The following is a 15,970-nucleotide window of genomic DNA, read 5'->3' as shown; positions in this document are numbered from 1 at the left end:
CTAACCCACTGAAATCAAACGGATCGCCTGATCCTGTTTCATCAGCCACAAAAGTACACGTGCGGCCCTTCCCCTGTCCGAAGTCAGTTTGGGATCGGTCGTTAGCAGCGCCCGCGCATCGGATTGGGCGACGGCCATCAATCCTGCCTGACGTTCCAGATCCGCGATATGGAATTTTGGCAACCCGGATTGCGCAGTTCCGATCAGATCGCCCGCGCCTCGCATCTCAAGGTCAGTTTCCGAGATTCGGAAGCCATCCTCTGTCTCGCGCAGAACCTCCAGCCGCTTGCGCCCTCCCTCGCTGAGCGGTGGTTGATACATCAGCAAACAGGTGGATTCCGCATCCCCGCGCCCGACGCGCCCCCGCAACTGGTGCAATTGCGCCAGCCCAAAGATCTCGGCCCGTTCAATGACCATGATCGTTGCGTTGGGTACGTTCACGCCGACCTCGATCACCGTCGTGGCAACAAGGACCTTTGTTTTCCCGTTCTGAAATGCGCTCATCGCGGCGTCTTTGTCGGCAGGTGGCATCTGACCATGAACCAGCCCCACAACGCCCTCACCCAAAATGGCCCGCAGGCGTTTGAAGCGTTCCTCGGCCGCTGTCAGGTCCGAAACTTCGGATTCGTCGACCAGAGGGCACACCCAGTAACACTGTCGCCCCTCATCAATCGCACGCCGCAGGTGGGCTATGACTTCGTCCATGCGCTGTGTGTTGACAATCGCCGTTTTGATCGGTTTTCGCCCCGGAGGCTTTTCATCCAGCACCGAAACATCCATGTCGCCGTATTGCGCCAGCGCCAGACTGCGCGGGATGGGGGTGGCAGTCATTACCAGAACATCTGCCCCCTTGCCTTTTTCCGACAACTCCATCCTCTGCCGCACGCCAAACCGGTGCTGTTCGTCGACGATGGCCAATCTCAGCGCCTGGAATTCAACATCGCTTTGAAACACTGCATGTGTGCCAACCAGTATGTGAATATCGCCTTGTTTAAGCGCCTCAAGCTTGGCACGCCGCTCCGCGCCCTTGTCACGCCCGGTGAGCAGTTCCAGAACCACTCCGGCTTGCTCCGCCAGGGGGCGCAATCCTTCCAGATGCTGGCGCGCCAGAATTTCGGTCGGGGCCATCATCACGCCCTGCCCGCCTGCCTCAACCGCGATCAGAAGGGCCATGAAGGCCACCAGCGTCTTACCGGCGCCGACGTCGCCCTGTAACAGCCGGTTCATTCGGGCGTCAGATGCCATATCAGCCGAAATCTCATCAATGGCGCGTGTTTGTGCGCCGGTCGGGCGATATGGAAGGCTTGCCAGCACCTTCGATTGCAGTACCCCGGTTCCCACGCTGACGATTCCCCGCGACTTGCGCTCTCGCTGCCGGGCCAGAGCGAGCGTCAGCTGATGCGCAAACAACTCGTCATACGCCAACCTCTGACGCGCAGGGGCAAACGGCGCTACATCATCCGCGCCGCGTGGATTGTGACCGGCGTGAACGGCCGCCGACCAGCTCGGCCAGTTTTGCTGTGACACCTGCGCCGGATCGATCCATTCCTCAAGTTCGGGTGCGCGTGCCAATGCGCTGCGGCTGGCCTTGAACGCTGTTTTCTGCGTCAGCCCTTGCGTCAGGTGGTAAACCGGTTCGAATTCCGGGATATCTCCTGCTTGTTCAACGGGCAGCATGTGGTCCGGATGCACCATCTGCGCCATGCCGTCGAACAGTTCCAACTTGCCGGAAACCACGCGGCGTGATCCTTGTGGCAACACTTTCTTCAGATACTCACCACGTGCGTGGAAGAAGACCAGCTGGAAATCGGCCTGACTGTCTTCGACATGAACGCGATAGGCACCCCCCTTGCTGCGGGGCGGTCTGTGCGGGCCAACTGTCACTTCCACGGTCAGAGTGGCCGGCAGGTCCACCCCCTGTATTGAATCCCGCCTGCGCCGATCCACCACGGCATAAGGCAGGCTGAACAGAACATCGCGCGGGGATTCCACCCCGGTCTGCGCCATGGCCTGCGCTGTCTTGGGGCCGACGCCATCCAACGTTTCCAGCCCCGCAAATAGCGGGAAAAGCTGTTCGGGCCGTCCGCTCATGCGCCTTCTATCAGCTGAAGCCAGCCATCCTCGTCCAAAGTTTCGATCCCAAGTTCCGCTGCCTTTTTCGCCTTTGACCCGGCCCCGGGACCCGCGACCAGAATATCGGTTTTCTTGCTGACAGATCCGGAAACCTTCGCGCCCAACGCCTCGGCCCGCGCTTTCGCCTCGGCGCGGGTCATCTTTTCCAGCGTTCCGGTGAACACTACGGTTTTACCCGCGACCGGACTGTCCGAGGCTGGCGCGTCGGGGGCGATAACCGTCAATTCGCTGCGCAGCGTGTCGAAAGCCCGTCGTTCCTCTTCATTGGCAAACGCGTCCGACAATGAAAGGCCAAGCGTTGCGCCAATTCCGTCGATGCCGATCAGCTCTGCCCAGGCGGCATTGGCATCGGCTGCGACATTGGCCTCCGCGATGGCTGCGTCCCGCACTTCTTTCACGCGTGCGCGACGCCCTTCAAGCTGCGCTGCCGCACGCTCTGCGTCTTCCGCCTCATCCGCCCGCCGTTGCGCCAGTGCAGCCGGTCGTGCAGTGTCCAACGCGAGCGCCATCGCATCCCAATCACGATAATACAGTGCCAGATCGCGCGCACCGACTTCGCCCACATGTCGAATGCCCAGTGCAAACAACAAGCGCGCAAAAGGAATTTTCCGCTTTTCATCAATGGCTTCGAAAAGGTTCCTGGCGGATGTTTCGCCCCACCCGTCCCGGTTTTTCAACCGCGTCAGACTGGCTGCGTCCCGCTGTTCCAGCGTGAAAATATCAGCTGGCGCATTGATCGGAAGGGTTGGATCCCCATAGAACATTTCAATCTGTTTTGCACCCAGCCCTTCTATATCAAAGGCTTTGCGCGACACGAAATGTTTCAGCTTTTCAACGGCCTGCGCAGGACAGATCAGGCCGCCGGTGCACCGTCGAACCGCGTCGCCCTCTTCACGGATCGCATCGCTTCCGCATTCGGGGCAATGTGTCGGAAAGGCAAAGGGGCGTGCATCGGCGGGGCGTTTGGACAAGTCGACATCCGACAGTTTGGGGATCACGTCGCCCGCGCGATAGACCTGAACCCAATCGCCCACTCGGATATCTTTTCCATCACGGATCGTGCCGCCTTTGGCGTCGCGCCCGGCGATGTAATCCTCGTTGTGCAAAGTGGCATTGGAGACGACCACCCCGCCAACCGTTACAGGATGCAACCGTGCCACGGGGCTGAGCGCCCCTGTTCGACCAACCTGAATGTCAATCGCCTCCAACCTGGTCCAGGCCAGTTCGGCTGGGAACTTATGTGCGATTGCCCATCTTGGCGTCGTCGAACGGAAACCCAAACGCGCCTGCAATGACAGATCGTTTACCTTGTAGACGACCCCATCGATATCATACCCCAAGGTCGCACGCTGCGCTTCGATATCCCGGTAATGAGCGATCATGTCCTCAGTCGTGGCACATAGGCGCGTCAAGGAATTCGTGGGGAACCCAAGGGTCGCAAGACGCTCAATTGCTCCCATCTGGGTATCCGCCAAAGGCTCTGACAGTTCACCCCAGGCATAGGCGAAGAAACGCAATGGGCGGGATCGGGTAATTTCCGAATCCAGCTGGCGCAGTGACCCTGCCGCCGCATTGCGCGGGTTGGCAAAGGGTTTGCCCCCCCGTTCAGTCTGCCGCTCATTCAACGCTTCGAAATCAGAGTGGGACATGTAAATCTCACCCCGAACCTCAAGAACGTCAGGCGCGTTTCCAATCTGCTGTGGAATATCAGAGACTGTGCAGGCGTTGGCCGTTACGTTCTCGCCAACTTCACCGTCGCCCCGCGTTGCGGCCTGAACCAGCTGTCCGTTCTCATATCGCAAGGACAAAGAAAGGCCGTCAATCTTGGGTTCAGCTGTGAAAGCCAGCGGCGCGCCTGCATCAAAGCCCAGATATTTGCGAATCGAGGCGTCGAAATCGGCAATGTCCCCATCGTCGAACGCATTTCCCAGTGACATCATTCGGACGGCATGAGTAACCTTTGAAAACCCATCCGCCGGTTTGGCCCCGACTTGCTCTGTCGGGCTGTCAGCACGTTTCAGGTGCGGAAAAAGCGCCTCGATCTCGGCATTTCTGCGTTTGAGGGCATCATAATCCGCATCCGACAACTCGGGCGCATCTTCTGCGTGATACAGCGTGTTGGCTCGGGACAGTAAGTCCGCCAACCGCGCCAGTTCGGCACGCGCCTCATCATCCGTCAGGTCTGATATGGGAATGGAATTGCTCATGGCCTCGCCCTGTCACGCGTTCTTGGACCTCAGTGATAGGGCGAGGCCATGGCCAGGTCCAGATGTGCTGAGCCGTGAGTGCAATGTGCCGCCCTGGACCACCAGCGACACAAACGGTTCAAATCAGAGGCCGACCGCCATTCGCGTCTCGTCCAGAGTGTTGCTTTGCGGGTCGCGCAACACGTAGCCCCGCCCCCAAACGGTTTCGATATAATTCTCACCACCGGTTGCATTGCTGAGTTTTTTGCGCAGTTTGCAGATGAAGACGTCGATGATCTTCAGCTCGGGTTCATCCATGCCTCCGTATAAGTGGTTCAGAAACATTTCCTTGGTCAGAGTCGTACCCTTACGCAAGCTGAGCAATTCCAGCATCTGGTACTCTTTTCCTGTCAGGTGCACGGTTTTTCCGTCCACCTCAACGGTCTTGGCGTCCAGATTTACAGCCACGCGACCTGTATGGATGATGGACTGCGAATGCCCTTTCGACCGGCGGATGATGGCATGAATGCGGGCCACCAGTTCTTCGCGGTGGAAGGGTTTGGTCAGATAGTCATCCGCGCCAAACCCGAAACCTTTGATCTTGCTGTCCGTATCATCTGTGCCCGAAAGGATCAGGATCGGTGTTTCCACACGGGCAATCCGTAGCTGGCGCAACACTTCATGCCCGTTCATGTCCGGCAGGTTCAGGTCCAGCAAGATCAGGTCGTAATCGTAGAGCTTTGCCAGATCGATACCTTCTTCGCCAAGATCCGTAGCATAAACGTTTAGGTTCGCATGCGTCAGCATCAGTTCGATGCTTTTAGACGTGGTCGGATCATCCTCGACAAGAAGTATACGCATTTTCACTGCTCCAATTCGGGTCAATAGTTCCAATTAAAATTAAACCTGACCAAGAATAGTTAATCTGACGTTACCGTTGAATCATATATTCCTACTCTCCTTTAGGTTGTCGATACTTTTTTAAGGCCGTGGCTTTTAAAGCCTCGACACCGTGTTCCGCGACCAGGGAAACCCAGCCGTTGAATTCTTCGTCGCTGATGCCGTATTTCTGTTTTGCCTCAGACAGGCTGATCAGCCCGTAAAGTACCCCACGCACGACGAGAATCTTGCGGGAGGCCACCCACCGCCTTGTGCTTGTCGGCGGCAGATCGGCGCGCGTCAGTATGGATCCATCCGGCAGAGAAACAGACCTTGGCCCTTCCACTTTGTGCAAATACATCGCTTTACCCTTTTTGCTGCATCAAAGCTGGCACCAGCCTACTTAAGGTCGTATGAAACCGCCCCTTGAGAGTGTGTAGAATTTTCCTATATTCTGCCGGTCTTTCTTAACCCGGACAGGAACCGCCAATGGCCCTCGACACCGAGACCCCGCTGAACTCGCTTGGCTTTGCCAAACCGCCCTCGGAAACGCGGGTGGTTGTAGCCATGTCAGGGGGCGTCGATAGCTCCGTCGTCGCGGCCTACTTGGCCGATCAGGGCTATGATGTGGTGGGGGTGACACTGCAACTCTATGACCATGGCGCGGCTTTGGCCAAGAAAGGGGCGTGCTGTGCCGGGATCGATATCCACGATGCGCGCCGCGTAGCAGAAGAGCGTGGGTTTCCCCACTATGTTCTGGACTATGAAAACATCTTCAAGGACGCGGTGATCGATGAGTTTGCGGAAAGCTATCTGGCAGGCGCAACACCCGTCCCCTGCATTCGCTGCAACGAGCGCGTAAAATTCAAGGACCTGCTGGAAACCGCCAAGGATCTTGAGGCCGACTGTATGGCCACCGGGCACTATATCCAGCGCAAGATGGGGCCACACGGCCCGGAACTGCACAGTGCCGAAGACGCTAACCGGGATCAATCCTATTTCCTGTTCTCGACAACGCCCGAACAGCTTGATTTCCTGCGCTTCCCGTTGGGTCATTTGCCGTCAAAAGACGCGACCCGCGAAATGGCGGCTCAATATGGGTTGTCTGTGGCGGACAAACCCGACAGTCAGGACATCTGCTTTGTGCCCGACGGCAATTATGCCAACGTCATTGAAAAGCTGCGCCCCGGTGCTGCGGAACCGGGTGAGATTGTTCATGCCGATGGCCGCGTTCTGGCACAGCACAACGGGGTGATCCATTACACGATCGGCCAAAGGCGCGGCTTGGGCATCGGCGGCCTGAGCGAGCCGCTTTATGTGGTCAAGCTGGACGTGGACAAAAAACAGGTCGTTGTCGGCCCCAAAGAGATGCTGGCAACGCGTGTCGTTCCCGTGCGTGAGATCAACTGGCTGGGCGATGAAGCCTTCACATCGCGCGAAGAATGGCACCTGTCAGTCAAGGTCCGTTCGACCCGCCCCCCGCGCGAGGCCATTATTCGACCGCTGTCCGACACCGCTGCTGAGGTGGAATTGCTGACACCCGAAGAAGGCATCTCGCCCGGTCAGGCCTGCGTCTTCTATGCCTCAGAAGGCAGCCGCATCTTTGGCGGTGGCTGGATCTGGCGCGGATACTAGGCTGAAACGGGTTCAACCTCCGGTTCGATCTGGATCTGAAGCGCATCGTTGAACCGGTTGAATGCACCGCACAATGCGATGCGCCAGGTTAACTCGACAATCTGGGCATCGCTGAACCAGTCCCGTAGGTTGGAAACCTCAGCGTCGCGCATGCGGCCTGAACGTGTCGTCACCGCCTCGGCGTATCGCACGACAGCCTTGTCGCACGCGTCCAGTTCGGGGTGGTTGTCGACATCTGGCAAACGCGCCGCGCCTTCGGGGCTGAGACCTGCAACCGTCAACAGCGGAGTATGATGCGAGACGCAGTAGTCACAGGCGTTCAATTTGGAAACCGTCACCATGGCCAGTTCCAGCGCACGACGCGGCAAGGTTTGCTGTTCCCGCAACGCCGTCAACATGCCCGCGACATGTTCCAGAACCGGTGGACAATGTGCGGCAACCCGGGCCCAATTGTCGAACGGGCCATAAGCACCCAAAGCCGCATGTGACGCGCGTGTCTCGTCTGCCATCTCAGGGTCTGACAAAGGGGGGATGCGGGTCATGATGAAATCTCCTTTTCAGCGAGGATATCTTAAGTCCGCACCGCTGCAACAGACGGTCTCGGATAACAAACCCGAGACGGAATGCCGAAACAGGCCTGTTACAGGGCATCCGTGGGCGAATTGAAGAGGATGTAAAGCCCGGCGCAGACCATGATATATGGGGCGATCCGATCCATACGGGCGACGCGTGGTCCAAGGCTTTTGGCCCGAGGTGCGCCCCAGGCGGCAACTACGACCAGAACTGAAGCGGCCAGTGCTGCGCCGATCAAGGCGGCAATACGGTATGAAGGGGCAGACTCCGCCAATAGCGGTGTCATGACCGCGAAACTGTCAATCGACAGGCTCAGGAACAGGGTAACCACCGATGTTACGGCCCCTTTTAACTCGGTTCCTTCAGAATTGGCCCCAAAAAATTGCCGCCAGATTCCGCGCAAACCAAAGGCCAGTGGTACAAGACCCAGAAACCCGATCCAAAACGGTGCGCCGCTCTGGTCAACACCCAATGCGACGGTCATGGCCAATGTCAGAACAATTGTCTGCGCGACGGCAAAGCCAATGATGGCGCGGCGTTGCTCGATCACCATTATCAAACCCAGTAGGACAGCCAGATTGTCCAGATTGGTGGATATCATGGCAACCCCGGCTGAAGCGGCGAACAGCGTGTGATCAAGCATGCTTAATCTGCATTCTGTCCAGCACAGCTCGTGCCGCCCGCAACCCCGGTGCTTCTCCTCCGCGCCCCAACCGTTCCATTGTCAGGTTCATCGCGAGTTGCTGAGTGTCAGGGGCATTGGTCACGTCATGCAGGGCTTTGGCGATCTTGTCTGGCTGGCAATCGTTCAGCAGGCATTCAGGCACGGCGCGTGTTTCAGATACCAGATTGACCAATGTAACAGTGTCCAGCTTGACCATGCGTTCGGCCATTTTCTGGGTCAGCCAATTGAGTTTGTAGGCGATCACCATAGGTGTATTCTGCGCCGCCAGTTCCAAAGAAACCGTACCCGAAGCGGCCAGCGCGATACATGCCGTGCCAAAAGCCGCGCGTTTTTCGACCGTGGCTTGCCCGGCCCCCATTTGTCGCGGGTCGAGCACTATTGGTGAGCCCGGCCAGCTTTGCGTCAGAGCGTTGACCAGGTCAGTTGTCGCACCCACGGTTGGAACCACGACACGATAACTGGGATGGTCCGTCAAAAACAGCCGCAATGCCTCACCGAACGTGTCTGCCAGACGTTCGATCTCACCCCGTCGCGATCCGGGCAGAGCCAGCAGGACTGGTTCATCCCCTAGGTCGTACCTGCTCCGGAAGGCCGCAATCTCGGCCTGTGTTGCCGTCGGTTCGCTGGCAACAGGGTGGCCGACAAAGTCGCACTCCATCCCTGCCCGCTCCATGTATGGCGGCTCGAACGGAAGCAGTGCCAGCACATGGTCGATGACCTTTGCCATTTTGTCCGCCCGTCCCGGACGCCAGGCCCAGACACTGGGCGCAACGTAGTGCACGGTGCGAATATCACTGGCGCACTTGACGAGTTTGGCGACACGCAGGCTGAAATCGGGGCTGTCGATGGTGATCAGAACATCCGGCCGCGTGTCCAACACTGCGTGCGCGGTCTCCGAGATCCGACGCTTGAGTTGAAAAAACTTCGGCAGAACCTCGATCAAACCCATCACCGAAAGTTCCGACATCGGAAACCGGCTGGTCAGCCCCTGAGCAGCCATCAAAGGTCCGCCCACCCCGTCGAACTCAATATCGGGGATAAGGGATTTCAGCCCCTCCATCAACGCGCCGCCCAGCCGGTCGCCCGAAGGTTCACCGGCGACCAGAAAGACGCGCATCAGACCGCCCGCTCGCGAATATACAGGAACAGCCCAAGACGGTTACATTCGGCGATGACCTGTTCTTTTTCCAAAACCAGCACACCGCCCTTTTCCAGAACGATGCCAGACAAGCCTGCCGCGACCGCATCCGTGACGGTGTCGGGCCCGATGGCAGGCAGATCAGCACGCCGATCTTGATCGGGCTTTGGGCCTTTGAACAGTATGCCACCCCCCGCGTCCGGGCGTTGCGTCAGGGATTGAAGCATCCAGGCGGTTCCAAAGATGCCCTCGACTGCCAAAACCTGCCCTTTTGAGACGGCACAGGCCTGACCAATATCCGCAGCCCCCATGGCCCGCAGAATTCCGGCAGCACGATCTGCATCTGTCATGTCACTTTCGGATGGATGCACTTCGGTCAGACAGCCCAAAGGCGGTAAAAGGCTTGGGGCGATTTCCTGCGCTGCCCGGACTCGCATACCGGCGCCTTCCAGCAGGCCAATAACAGCCCGCAACGCTCCGTCATCACCCGACAGCATGGCCTGCTGGATCACCGGAACCAACGGCATCGTTGCCGCGTCAATACGTTTGGGATCAACCTGCGGGCGCCGAACTGCGCCGGCCATACAAATCTCGGTCACGCCCTTCGCCTGAAGCCCGGCAATAAAACTGCCAAGCTGTTCAAGCGGAAACACGATATCTGCGACCAGATCATCCGGCAGGAACCCTTCCATCGCGCAGATCAGCGGACGTTCTGCCAGCTGGGCAACCAATTCGGTCGGCAGCGCCCCGGTTCCCGCAATCAACGCAAGCATGTCCCTATTTCCTCGGTGTCAGGAACGACCGATCGCTGTGTCCGGTGACAAAATCAACGATCCGCTGCACATAGTCGCTTTCGTTACCCTGACCAAGACGGTTGGCGCGATCCATGAACGTTCCATCGCCCTCAGACAGCTCCTTGAACGCGGCACGCAACGCCGAGATGTCTTCGCGCGAAACACCTTTACGCTTGAGACCCACGAGGTTCAGACCTTCAAGCTCACCCCGGGACGCTTGTACCAAACCGTAGGGAATGACGTCTTTGGGCACCATGGTGAGCGCACCGATGATCGCCCCGCGACCAACGCGCACCCATTGGTGCAGGCCCGAAATGCCACCGACGATCACATCATCCTCGACGATGCAGTGACCTGCTGCCCCTGCGTGGTTCACCATGATAACCCGGTTGCCGATCTGCACGTCATGGGCCACATGAACACCTGCCATCAGCAGGCAATCATCCCCGATCCGGGTTACACCGCCGCCACCTTCGGTCCCGGTATTGATCGTCACGTGCTCGCGAATGCGGTTGCGCTGACCGATTTCAAGGCGCGTGTTTTCACCGCCGAATTTCAGGTCCTGCGGAATCTCACCGATCACCGAAAAATTAAAGATCACGGTGTCTTCGCCAATCGATGTGTCACCGGTCACAACGACATGAGACTTCAGTTCGACCCGATCAGCCAGTTTTACATTGGCGCCCACATAGCTGAAAGGACCGATGACGCAATCCTGCCCGATCTGCGCCCCGTCTTCGATAATCGCGCTGGGGTGGATACCGCTCATGTTGTTTTTTCCATATCCCAATCGACATAGGCCGAGAATTCTGCCTCGGCGGCCACTTCACCATCAACAGTTGCCCGGCCACTGAACTTGAAAAGCTTGCCACCTTTCTTGCCGCGAACCGTTTCGACATGCATTTCCAGGACGTCGCCAGGAACAACTTTCCTGCGGAATTTGCATTTGTCGATGCTCATGAAATAGATCAGCAACTCGGTGTCGATGACATCCATACCCACGCCCAGCATTACGCCTGCTGTCTGCGCCATCGCCTCAACGATGGTAACACCTGGCATGATCGGAGTTCCCGGGAAATGCCCTTGGAAATGCGGCTCGTTCATGGTGACGTTCTTGATGCCTCGGGCTGATTGATAGCCAGAGATGTCCACCACCTTGTCGACCAGCAAGAACGGATAACGATGCGGCAGGATCCTTTGGATCAACTGAATATCGGCGCTTTTGGGTTCCGTTGTCATGATTCAGGTATCCCGTTCTGAATGTTTCTTTTTCAGCGTGGTTAGCAATACAGCCTCGCAAGGGCAAGCGAACCTATTCGCTTGCGTCCTTTTGCAACCCGCTGCCATCGCCAATTGCCGTGTTCACGCGGATTATCGCGGCCTCGGTGATATCTGACGTGCTTACAACGACATTGGAGCGTTCGATGATCACGCTGGCCCCGAATTCGCGTAGCAAATCAACAAGGATCGGGCGAACTATTTCAAAAAACGTTTGCTGCGCTTCCTCACTGCGACGTGCCAGCGCGTCCAGCTTTGCCCTTTGTCCGTCTCGATGGGACTGAACCTTGACATCGAACGCTTCGGCCAGCGGGCGAAACTCCTCTGCTGGCATGGTCGTGCGCTTTTCGGTCAGGTCTTTTTCTTCTCGGCTGAGTTCCGCGACAATCCGTTCATTTTCTTCCGCAAGCATTGCGCTTTCTTTTTCGATCTCGCGCAATACACGTTGCCCGAATGCCGAATTCTTGAACAGCTGCTCACCGGACAATGTAACCACACTGGCTTGCGGAACACCCAGCTGCTGCGCATCAGCCGAAGGGGCCTGAAACAGCACCATAAATGCACACAGGGCCCAAAGCGGGCCCTGTATCGAGGTAAAGAACCTGTTCGTCATCGCAGATCAGAACCGGGCCTGAATGGTCAGGTCAAAGTTCTGTTCCTTGTCGAACGTTTCCTTTTTCAGAGCCTTCGAGAAGTTGAACTGCAAAGGTCCAAACGGCGTTTCCCACAAGACCGAGATGCCGATTACGTGACGAATGGACCCGTCTGCACCAACGATATTTGCCCCTGCAGTATTTACATCGTTGATGTTGTAAAGGTTTCCAACGTCATAGAACAGACCGCCCCGCAGGCCCAGCTCCTCGGGCAGACCCAAGGGGAAATCGGTTTCAAAACGCGCGACCCAGTAATAGTTGCCGCCGATGGCATCATCCTGGCCATTGGACAAATCACGCGGGCCAAGACCTGCAGGTTCAAAGCCGCGGAAAGTGCGAGGCCCCAAAACAAAACGGTCGACAGTGCGGCTGAAATCATTTCCGCTCCAATTCAACGCACCCAACTCCAATGTGGCACGTAGTACCACTTCTTCATTCCAGACCCGCGTTTGAGCGATGCCGCGCGCAGTGGTTTTGAAATACTTGTTATCACCGCCAAGGCCTGCCGCGTCGACGCCCACCTCGAACAGAACACCAGAATTCGGGTCCAGACCACCAATCCGGCTGTCATAAATGTAGGACAGTCCCAGTGAACTGGACGTCCGTTTGCCTTGCGCGATCTCGGACGCGATCACTGCGCCATTGGTCTGATTGCTTTGTTGCGTCATCTCGCTGCGGTCCCAGCCATAGCGCAGGCGAAGAGCAGACAGTTCACCGATTGCATAGGTCAGCTGAGGTGTGAAGAACAACGAGCTCGTGTCGTAGCTGGCAAAGCCGGAATTGGTTGCCGACAGCCCCAGACCAAGGTCGAAACGCAGCTTGCGACCAAGCAAATAGGGTTCGGTAAAGTTAATCGTGTACTGTTCTGAATCCTGTGCTGTCGAGATCGACACACCAAGATTCTGACCGCGTCCCAGGAAGTTTGCCTCGTTCAGGCCGATTGCAATCCCGAAGCCGTCTGTGACCGAGTAGCTGCCGCCAAGGCTCAGCGAACCTGTAGGCTGTTCCTCGACATCCACATCCAGAATGACCTGGCTGGGTGATGACCCCTCCCGAGGCTCGACCTCCGCAACTGCAAAGAAACCAAGCGCATTGATGCGTTCCGCGGCCTGACGGATTTCACGTGGGTTGAACGGGTCACCTTCGACGGTGTCGAACTGACGACGGATCACACGGTCCAGCGTGGTGGTGTTGCCTTCGATATCGATCCGTTCAACAAAAATCCGCGGACCTTTCGTCAGAACAAATTCAATATCCAGGGTAAGATCACGGTCATTGCGCGTCACACGCGGTTCAACCCGCAGGAAATCAACACCCTGTTTCACCCCAAGGCGTTCTTGCCGCGCGATCGAGTTTTCCACCAGTGTCGGCGTATACGTCACGCCCGGTTTGATTTTCAGCACATCCTGATAAGGCGCTGCATCAACGCCGGCGATTTCACTAACCGTCGTGATCTTTCCAAACGAGAACTTTTGGCCTTCGGTGACGTTCATCACAAGAAAGAACGCATCCCGTTCGCGGGTGAATTCGACGTTGGCGCTGTTCACACGGAAATCGATATAGCCCCGCGACAGGTAGAAATCGCGAATGACCTGTTTGTCGAATTCGATGCGGTCGCCAATAAACGTGTCGTTGCGGAAGAATGTCCGCAGGAAGGTTGCCTGCTTGGTTTCCAGAACCCGGCGCAGCCTCCGGTCCGAATAGGCGCGGTTGCCGACAAAGCTGACGCGCTCGACCTCAATGGTCGTGCCTTCTGCCACTTCAAAGACCAGATCAACCCGGTTGTCGCTGCGACGGATAATGCGAGGAATAACGGTTGCCGCGACGCGACCCTGGGCGGAATACACTTCGGCAATGGTGTCGGCGTCTGCTTCGGCCGCCTGTGGCGTAAAGACCCGGCGGGGTTGCGACGAGATCACGTCCAGAAGAACGTCGTCTTTGACGCGAGCATTCCCTTCGATGCTGATCTGGTTGATCGTTGGATATTCCTGGACCTGAATGACCAGAGTCGTGCCGCGCGGCGTCAATTCAACTGTCTCAAATACACCACTGTCAAGCAAACGCTGATAGGCATCGTTAAGCTGCCCGGCAGTTACAGTCTGGCCCGGTTCGATTCCGGTCCGAGCGATAATTGTTCCGGTTTCGATCCGGCGGTTCCCCTCAACATCAAACGAGTTGATTGTGTAGTTTTGCGCCGATGCCGCATGCGGAAACGCCAGTAAACTTACCGCAACAAAAAGGAAAAAAACCGTTAGCGCCTGCCACAAAATATTGTTTGTCGGCATATGCCCCCCGCAGGATGTGCCTGCGTCTCGCCTGTCAGTCATTTTATGCTCTACCCAGAATTTTGAGACTTTAATGCTGAGTAACGGGATTGAATGAGCTTGTCAAAAGGCGATATCGAAGCAGTCAGGCAGACGACCACGCGACAACAGACCTACGATTTTCCCGAGAATCACATTCCCGCCAGATAGGCGGCTCCAGCCATCGCCAACGCTGTAACGGCAAAACTCAGCATAACGTCCCAATTCAACATGAACAGGAAGCTAAAGCTTTGATACGATTTTTTCAGCGTTTTGGACATGACTGTTCCCTTTAGACGGGAATGTTGTAGCGCTGAAATATGGCGGTAATGCGGCTGGAATCTGCTCCAGCCGCCACATTCAGCAGAACAGGTCGTTGCTGACCGAAAACAGCATCAGGGTCAGAATGATCGAAATTCCAATGCCCATGAGTATGCGCAACGCCCGGTCGCTGGGCGGTTTCCCGGCAATGGCCTCGTAGGCGTAGAAGACGAGATGTCCGCCATCCAGCGCCGGAATGGGAAACAGGTTCAACAACCCGACCGCCGTCGACAGGACAGCAATGAAGAAGATAAAATTCTGCGCCCCCTGGCTGGCCATCGCCCCCGAGGTTTCGGCAATTCCGATTGGCCCCGAGATGTTGCAGGTGCTGATTGCACCCGTCACCATGTGCCACATGCCGGATAAGGACCCTTCGATGATGCGGCCAGTCTGGATGACACCGCCCTTTAGGGAATCGAAAAGACCAGCCGGTACGGTTGCAGGCTCAAGCATCATGCCGCCGACGATTCCGATGCGCCAATGGGTGACAAAACCACCATCAGGCTGCGGTTCATCTGTGCGCCGGGGTGCCAGGGCAAATTCCAACTCGGACCCATCCCGCCAGACTTCAAGCAGCAAGACACGACCGTCCGATCCTTCGACATGATCCTTTAGCTGTTCGAAGGCAAAGATCGGTTCACCATTGACCGAGGTGATGACATCCCCTTGTTTCAGCTGGATATCCATCGCCGCGCTGCGCGGGGCAACCTGACGGATCAGCGGCGGAAGCATCCAGGGGGCCTGAACCTCAAGGGGTTGGCCATCGCGGATCACGGAATAATCCAGAACCGGTTGAACAGGCAGCTGGTCGATGAATTCCTTCCATGCGACTTCTTCGTCATAGTCCGGTGTCGGACGACCGGCGATAGCCGTGATCACATCTCCCTCGCGCAATTCCTGCACGGTGCCTGGCAAAGGCTGCAACGCGCCAACGGTCAGGGGTTCACGCGAAACGCCCTGTGACCAGAAGATCAGGCCAAAAACCAGAATGGACATGGCGAAATTAAAGACCGGGCCAGCCGCGACAGTTGCTGCCCGCGCCCATAGCGGAGCGCCGTGCATGGTGCGGCGCAACTCCTCAGGATTTTGGGTCGCGATGTCTTCCATCGCCTCTTCATCCTTGCCCGAGGCCGCATTGGCGTCGCCCAGAAATTTCACGTATCCACCAAAAGGCAACGCTGCGATCTGCCACTTGGTTCCGCGTTTATCCTTGCGGCTCCAGAGCACCGGTCCAAACCCGAGCGAAAAGACTTCGGCATGGATACCAGACCACCGGCCCACAATGTAATGGCCATATTCATGCACGGCCACAATGACCGACAGCGCAATAACAAAGGCAACAATCGTCCACAGCAGATTGCCGAATTGCGGGATCAGCGAAAGTACGTCCAA

The 15,970-nt window shown here is 57.2% G+C and carries 15 protein-coding genes; 1 reads left to right on the top strand and 14 read right to left on the bottom strand.

What is annotated here, in order from left to right; translation table 11 throughout:
- The 4 genes from recG to sciP all read right to left on the bottom strand — a co-directional run bounded on the left by recG (window position 1) and on the right by sciP (window position 5,559).
- Window positions 1-2,091, bottom strand: coding sequence for an ATP-dependent DNA helicase RecG (gene recG, locus AC2FLO_RS11570; protein WP_496751863.1), 2,091 nt, complete (start codon window positions 2,089-2,091; stop codon window positions 1-3).
- The gene (gene ligA / locus AC2FLO_RS11565; protein ID WP_496751865.1) at window positions 2,088-4,340 is read right to left on the bottom strand and encodes an NAD-dependent DNA ligase LigA; all 2,253 of its coding nucleotides are present in this window, start codon (window positions 4,338-4,340) and stop codon (window positions 2,088-2,090) included. The genes recG and ligA overlap by 4 nt, the downstream gene beginning before the upstream one ends.
- A 123-nt stretch (window positions 4,341-4,463) precedes the next feature.
- The gene (ctrA, locus tag AC2FLO_RS11560; protein WP_480584195.1) at window positions 4,464-5,180 is read right to left on the bottom strand and encodes a response regulator transcription factor CtrA; all 717 of its coding nucleotides are present in this window, start codon (window positions 5,178-5,180) and stop codon (window positions 4,464-4,466) included.
- Window positions 5,181-5,271: 91 nt separating this feature from the next.
- Window positions 5,272-5,559, bottom strand: a complete 288-nt coding sequence (sciP, locus tag AC2FLO_RS11555; protein WP_480472681.1) for a CtrA inhibitor SciP — start codon at window positions 5,557-5,559, stop codon at window positions 5,272-5,274.
- Between the two features lie 128 nt (window positions 5,560-5,687).
- Between sciP and mnmA the strand changes: the two genes are divergently transcribed.
- Entirely contained in the window at window positions 5,688-6,833 is a 1,146-nt protein-coding gene (gene mnmA / locus AC2FLO_RS11550) for a tRNA 2-thiouridine(34) synthase MnmA (protein ID WP_496751867.1), read from the top strand.
- Here the strand turns inward: mnmA and AC2FLO_RS11545 are convergent.
- The 10 genes from AC2FLO_RS11545 to rseP form a co-directional block, all read right to left on the bottom strand.
- Window positions 6,830-7,375: a carboxymuconolactone decarboxylase family protein gene (locus AC2FLO_RS11545; RefSeq protein WP_496751869.1), complete on the bottom strand. Its 546-nt coding sequence runs from the start codon at window positions 7,373-7,375 to the stop codon at window positions 6,830-6,832. The two genes, mnmA and AC2FLO_RS11545, sit on opposite strands and share 4 nt — an antisense overlap.
- A 98-nt stretch (window positions 7,376-7,473) precedes the next feature.
- Complete coding sequence (locus tag AC2FLO_RS11540) at window positions 7,474-8,049, bottom strand: hypothetical protein (protein ID WP_496751871.1); 576 nt, start codon at window positions 8,047-8,049, stop codon at window positions 7,474-7,476.
- Window positions 8,042-9,208 carry a lipid-A-disaccharide synthase gene (lpxB, locus tag AC2FLO_RS11535; protein WP_496751873.1) on the bottom strand — a complete coding sequence of 389 codons (1,167 nt, stop codon included), beginning with the start codon at window positions 9,206-9,208 and terminating at the stop codon, window positions 8,042-8,044. Before lpxB ends, AC2FLO_RS11540 begins: the two co-directional genes overlap by 8 nt.
- Window positions 9,208-10,002 (bottom strand): LpxI family protein, encoded by a 795-nt coding sequence (locus AC2FLO_RS11530; protein WP_480584184.1) that lies wholly within the window; start codon window positions 10,000-10,002, stop codon window positions 9,208-9,210. The genes lpxB and AC2FLO_RS11530 overlap by 1 nt, the downstream gene beginning before the upstream one ends.
- A gap of 4 nt (window positions 10,003-10,006) precedes the next feature.
- Window positions 10,007-10,792: an acyl-ACP--UDP-N-acetylglucosamine O-acyltransferase gene (lpxA, locus tag AC2FLO_RS11525; RefSeq protein ID WP_480584182.1), complete on the bottom strand. Its 786-nt coding sequence runs from the start codon at window positions 10,790-10,792 to the stop codon at window positions 10,007-10,009.
- Window positions 10,789-11,262: a 3-hydroxyacyl-ACP dehydratase FabZ gene (gene fabZ, locus AC2FLO_RS11520; protein WP_480481024.1), complete on the bottom strand. Its 474-nt coding sequence runs from the start codon at window positions 11,260-11,262 to the stop codon at window positions 10,789-10,791. The genes lpxA and fabZ overlap by 4 nt, the downstream gene beginning before the upstream one ends.
- A gap of 73 nt (window positions 11,263-11,335) precedes the next feature.
- Window positions 11,336-11,914 carry an OmpH/Skp family outer membrane protein gene (locus AC2FLO_RS11515; RefSeq protein ID WP_496751876.1) on the bottom strand — a complete coding sequence of 193 codons (579 nt, stop codon included), beginning with the start codon at window positions 11,912-11,914 and terminating at the stop codon, window positions 11,336-11,338.
- A 6-nt stretch (window positions 11,915-11,920) separates the two neighbouring features.
- Window positions 11,921-14,281, bottom strand: a complete 2,361-nt coding sequence (gene bamA, locus AC2FLO_RS11510; protein WP_480584177.1) for an outer membrane protein assembly factor BamA — start codon at window positions 14,279-14,281, stop codon at window positions 11,921-11,923.
- 128 nt (window positions 14,282-14,409) lie between these two features.
- Entirely contained in the window at window positions 14,410-14,538 is a 129-nt protein-coding gene (locus AC2FLO_RS11505; protein ID WP_267364732.1) for a hypothetical protein, read from the bottom strand.
- Window positions 14,539-14,617: 79 nt separating this feature from the next.
- Entirely contained in the window at window positions 14,618-15,970 is a 1,353-nt protein-coding gene (gene rseP / locus AC2FLO_RS11500) for an RIP metalloprotease RseP (RefSeq protein WP_480584175.1), read from the bottom strand.

Source organism: Ruegeria sp. TASC047 (assembly GCF_059612445.1).
The sequence above is the reverse complement of the archived record's forward strand: the minus strand, read 5'-3'. Positions and strand labels throughout refer to the sequence as shown.

Coding starts and splice junctions, on each gene's coding strand:
- ligA (WP_496751865.1), bottom strand. CDS start 4,340: ATGAGCAATTCCATTCCCATATCAGACCTGACGGATGATGAGGCGCGT.
- bamA (WP_480584177.1), bottom strand. CDS start 14,281: ATGACTGACAGGCGAGACGCAGGCACATCCTGCGGGGGGCATATGCCG.
- AC2FLO_RS11540 (WP_496751871.1), bottom strand. CDS start 8,049: ATGCTTGATCACACGCTGTTCGCCGCTTCAGCCGGGGTTGCCATGATA.
- sciP (WP_480472681.1), bottom strand. CDS start 5,559: ATGTATTTGCACAAAGTGGAAGGGCCAAGGTCTGTTTCTCTGCCGGAT.
- AC2FLO_RS11530 (WP_480584184.1), bottom strand. CDS start 10,002: ATGCTTGCGTTGATTGCGGGAACCGGGGCGCTGCCGACCGAATTGGTT.
- lpxB (WP_496751873.1), bottom strand. CDS start 9,208: ATGCGCGTCTTTCTGGTCGCCGGTGAACCTTCGGGCGACCGGCTGGGC.
- AC2FLO_RS11545 (WP_496751869.1), bottom strand. CDS start 7,375: ATGACCCGCATCCCCCCTTTGTCAGACCCTGAGATGGCAGACGAGACA.
- AC2FLO_RS11515 (WP_496751876.1), bottom strand. CDS start 11,914: ATGACGAACAGGTTCTTTACCTCGATACAGGGCCCGCTTTGGGCCCTG.
- ctrA (WP_480584195.1), bottom strand. CDS start 5,180: ATGCGTATACTTCTTGTCGAGGATGATCCGACCACGTCTAAAAGCATC.
- lpxA (WP_480584182.1), bottom strand. CDS start 10,792: ATGAGCGGTATCCACCCCAGCGCGATTATCGAAGACGGGGCGCAGATC.
- mnmA (WP_496751867.1), top strand. CDS start 5,688: ATGGCCCTCGACACCGAGACCCCGCTGAACTCGCTTGGCTTTGCCAAA.
- recG (WP_496751863.1), bottom strand. CDS start 2,091: ATGAGCGGACGGCCCGAACAGCTTTTCCCGCTATTTGCGGGGCTGGAA.
- AC2FLO_RS11505 (WP_267364732.1), bottom strand. CDS start 14,538: ATGTCCAAAACGCTGAAAAAATCGTATCAAAGCTTTAGCTTCCTGTTC.
- fabZ (WP_480481024.1), bottom strand. CDS start 11,262: ATGACAACGGAACCCAAAAGCGCCGATATTCAGTTGATCCAAAGGATC.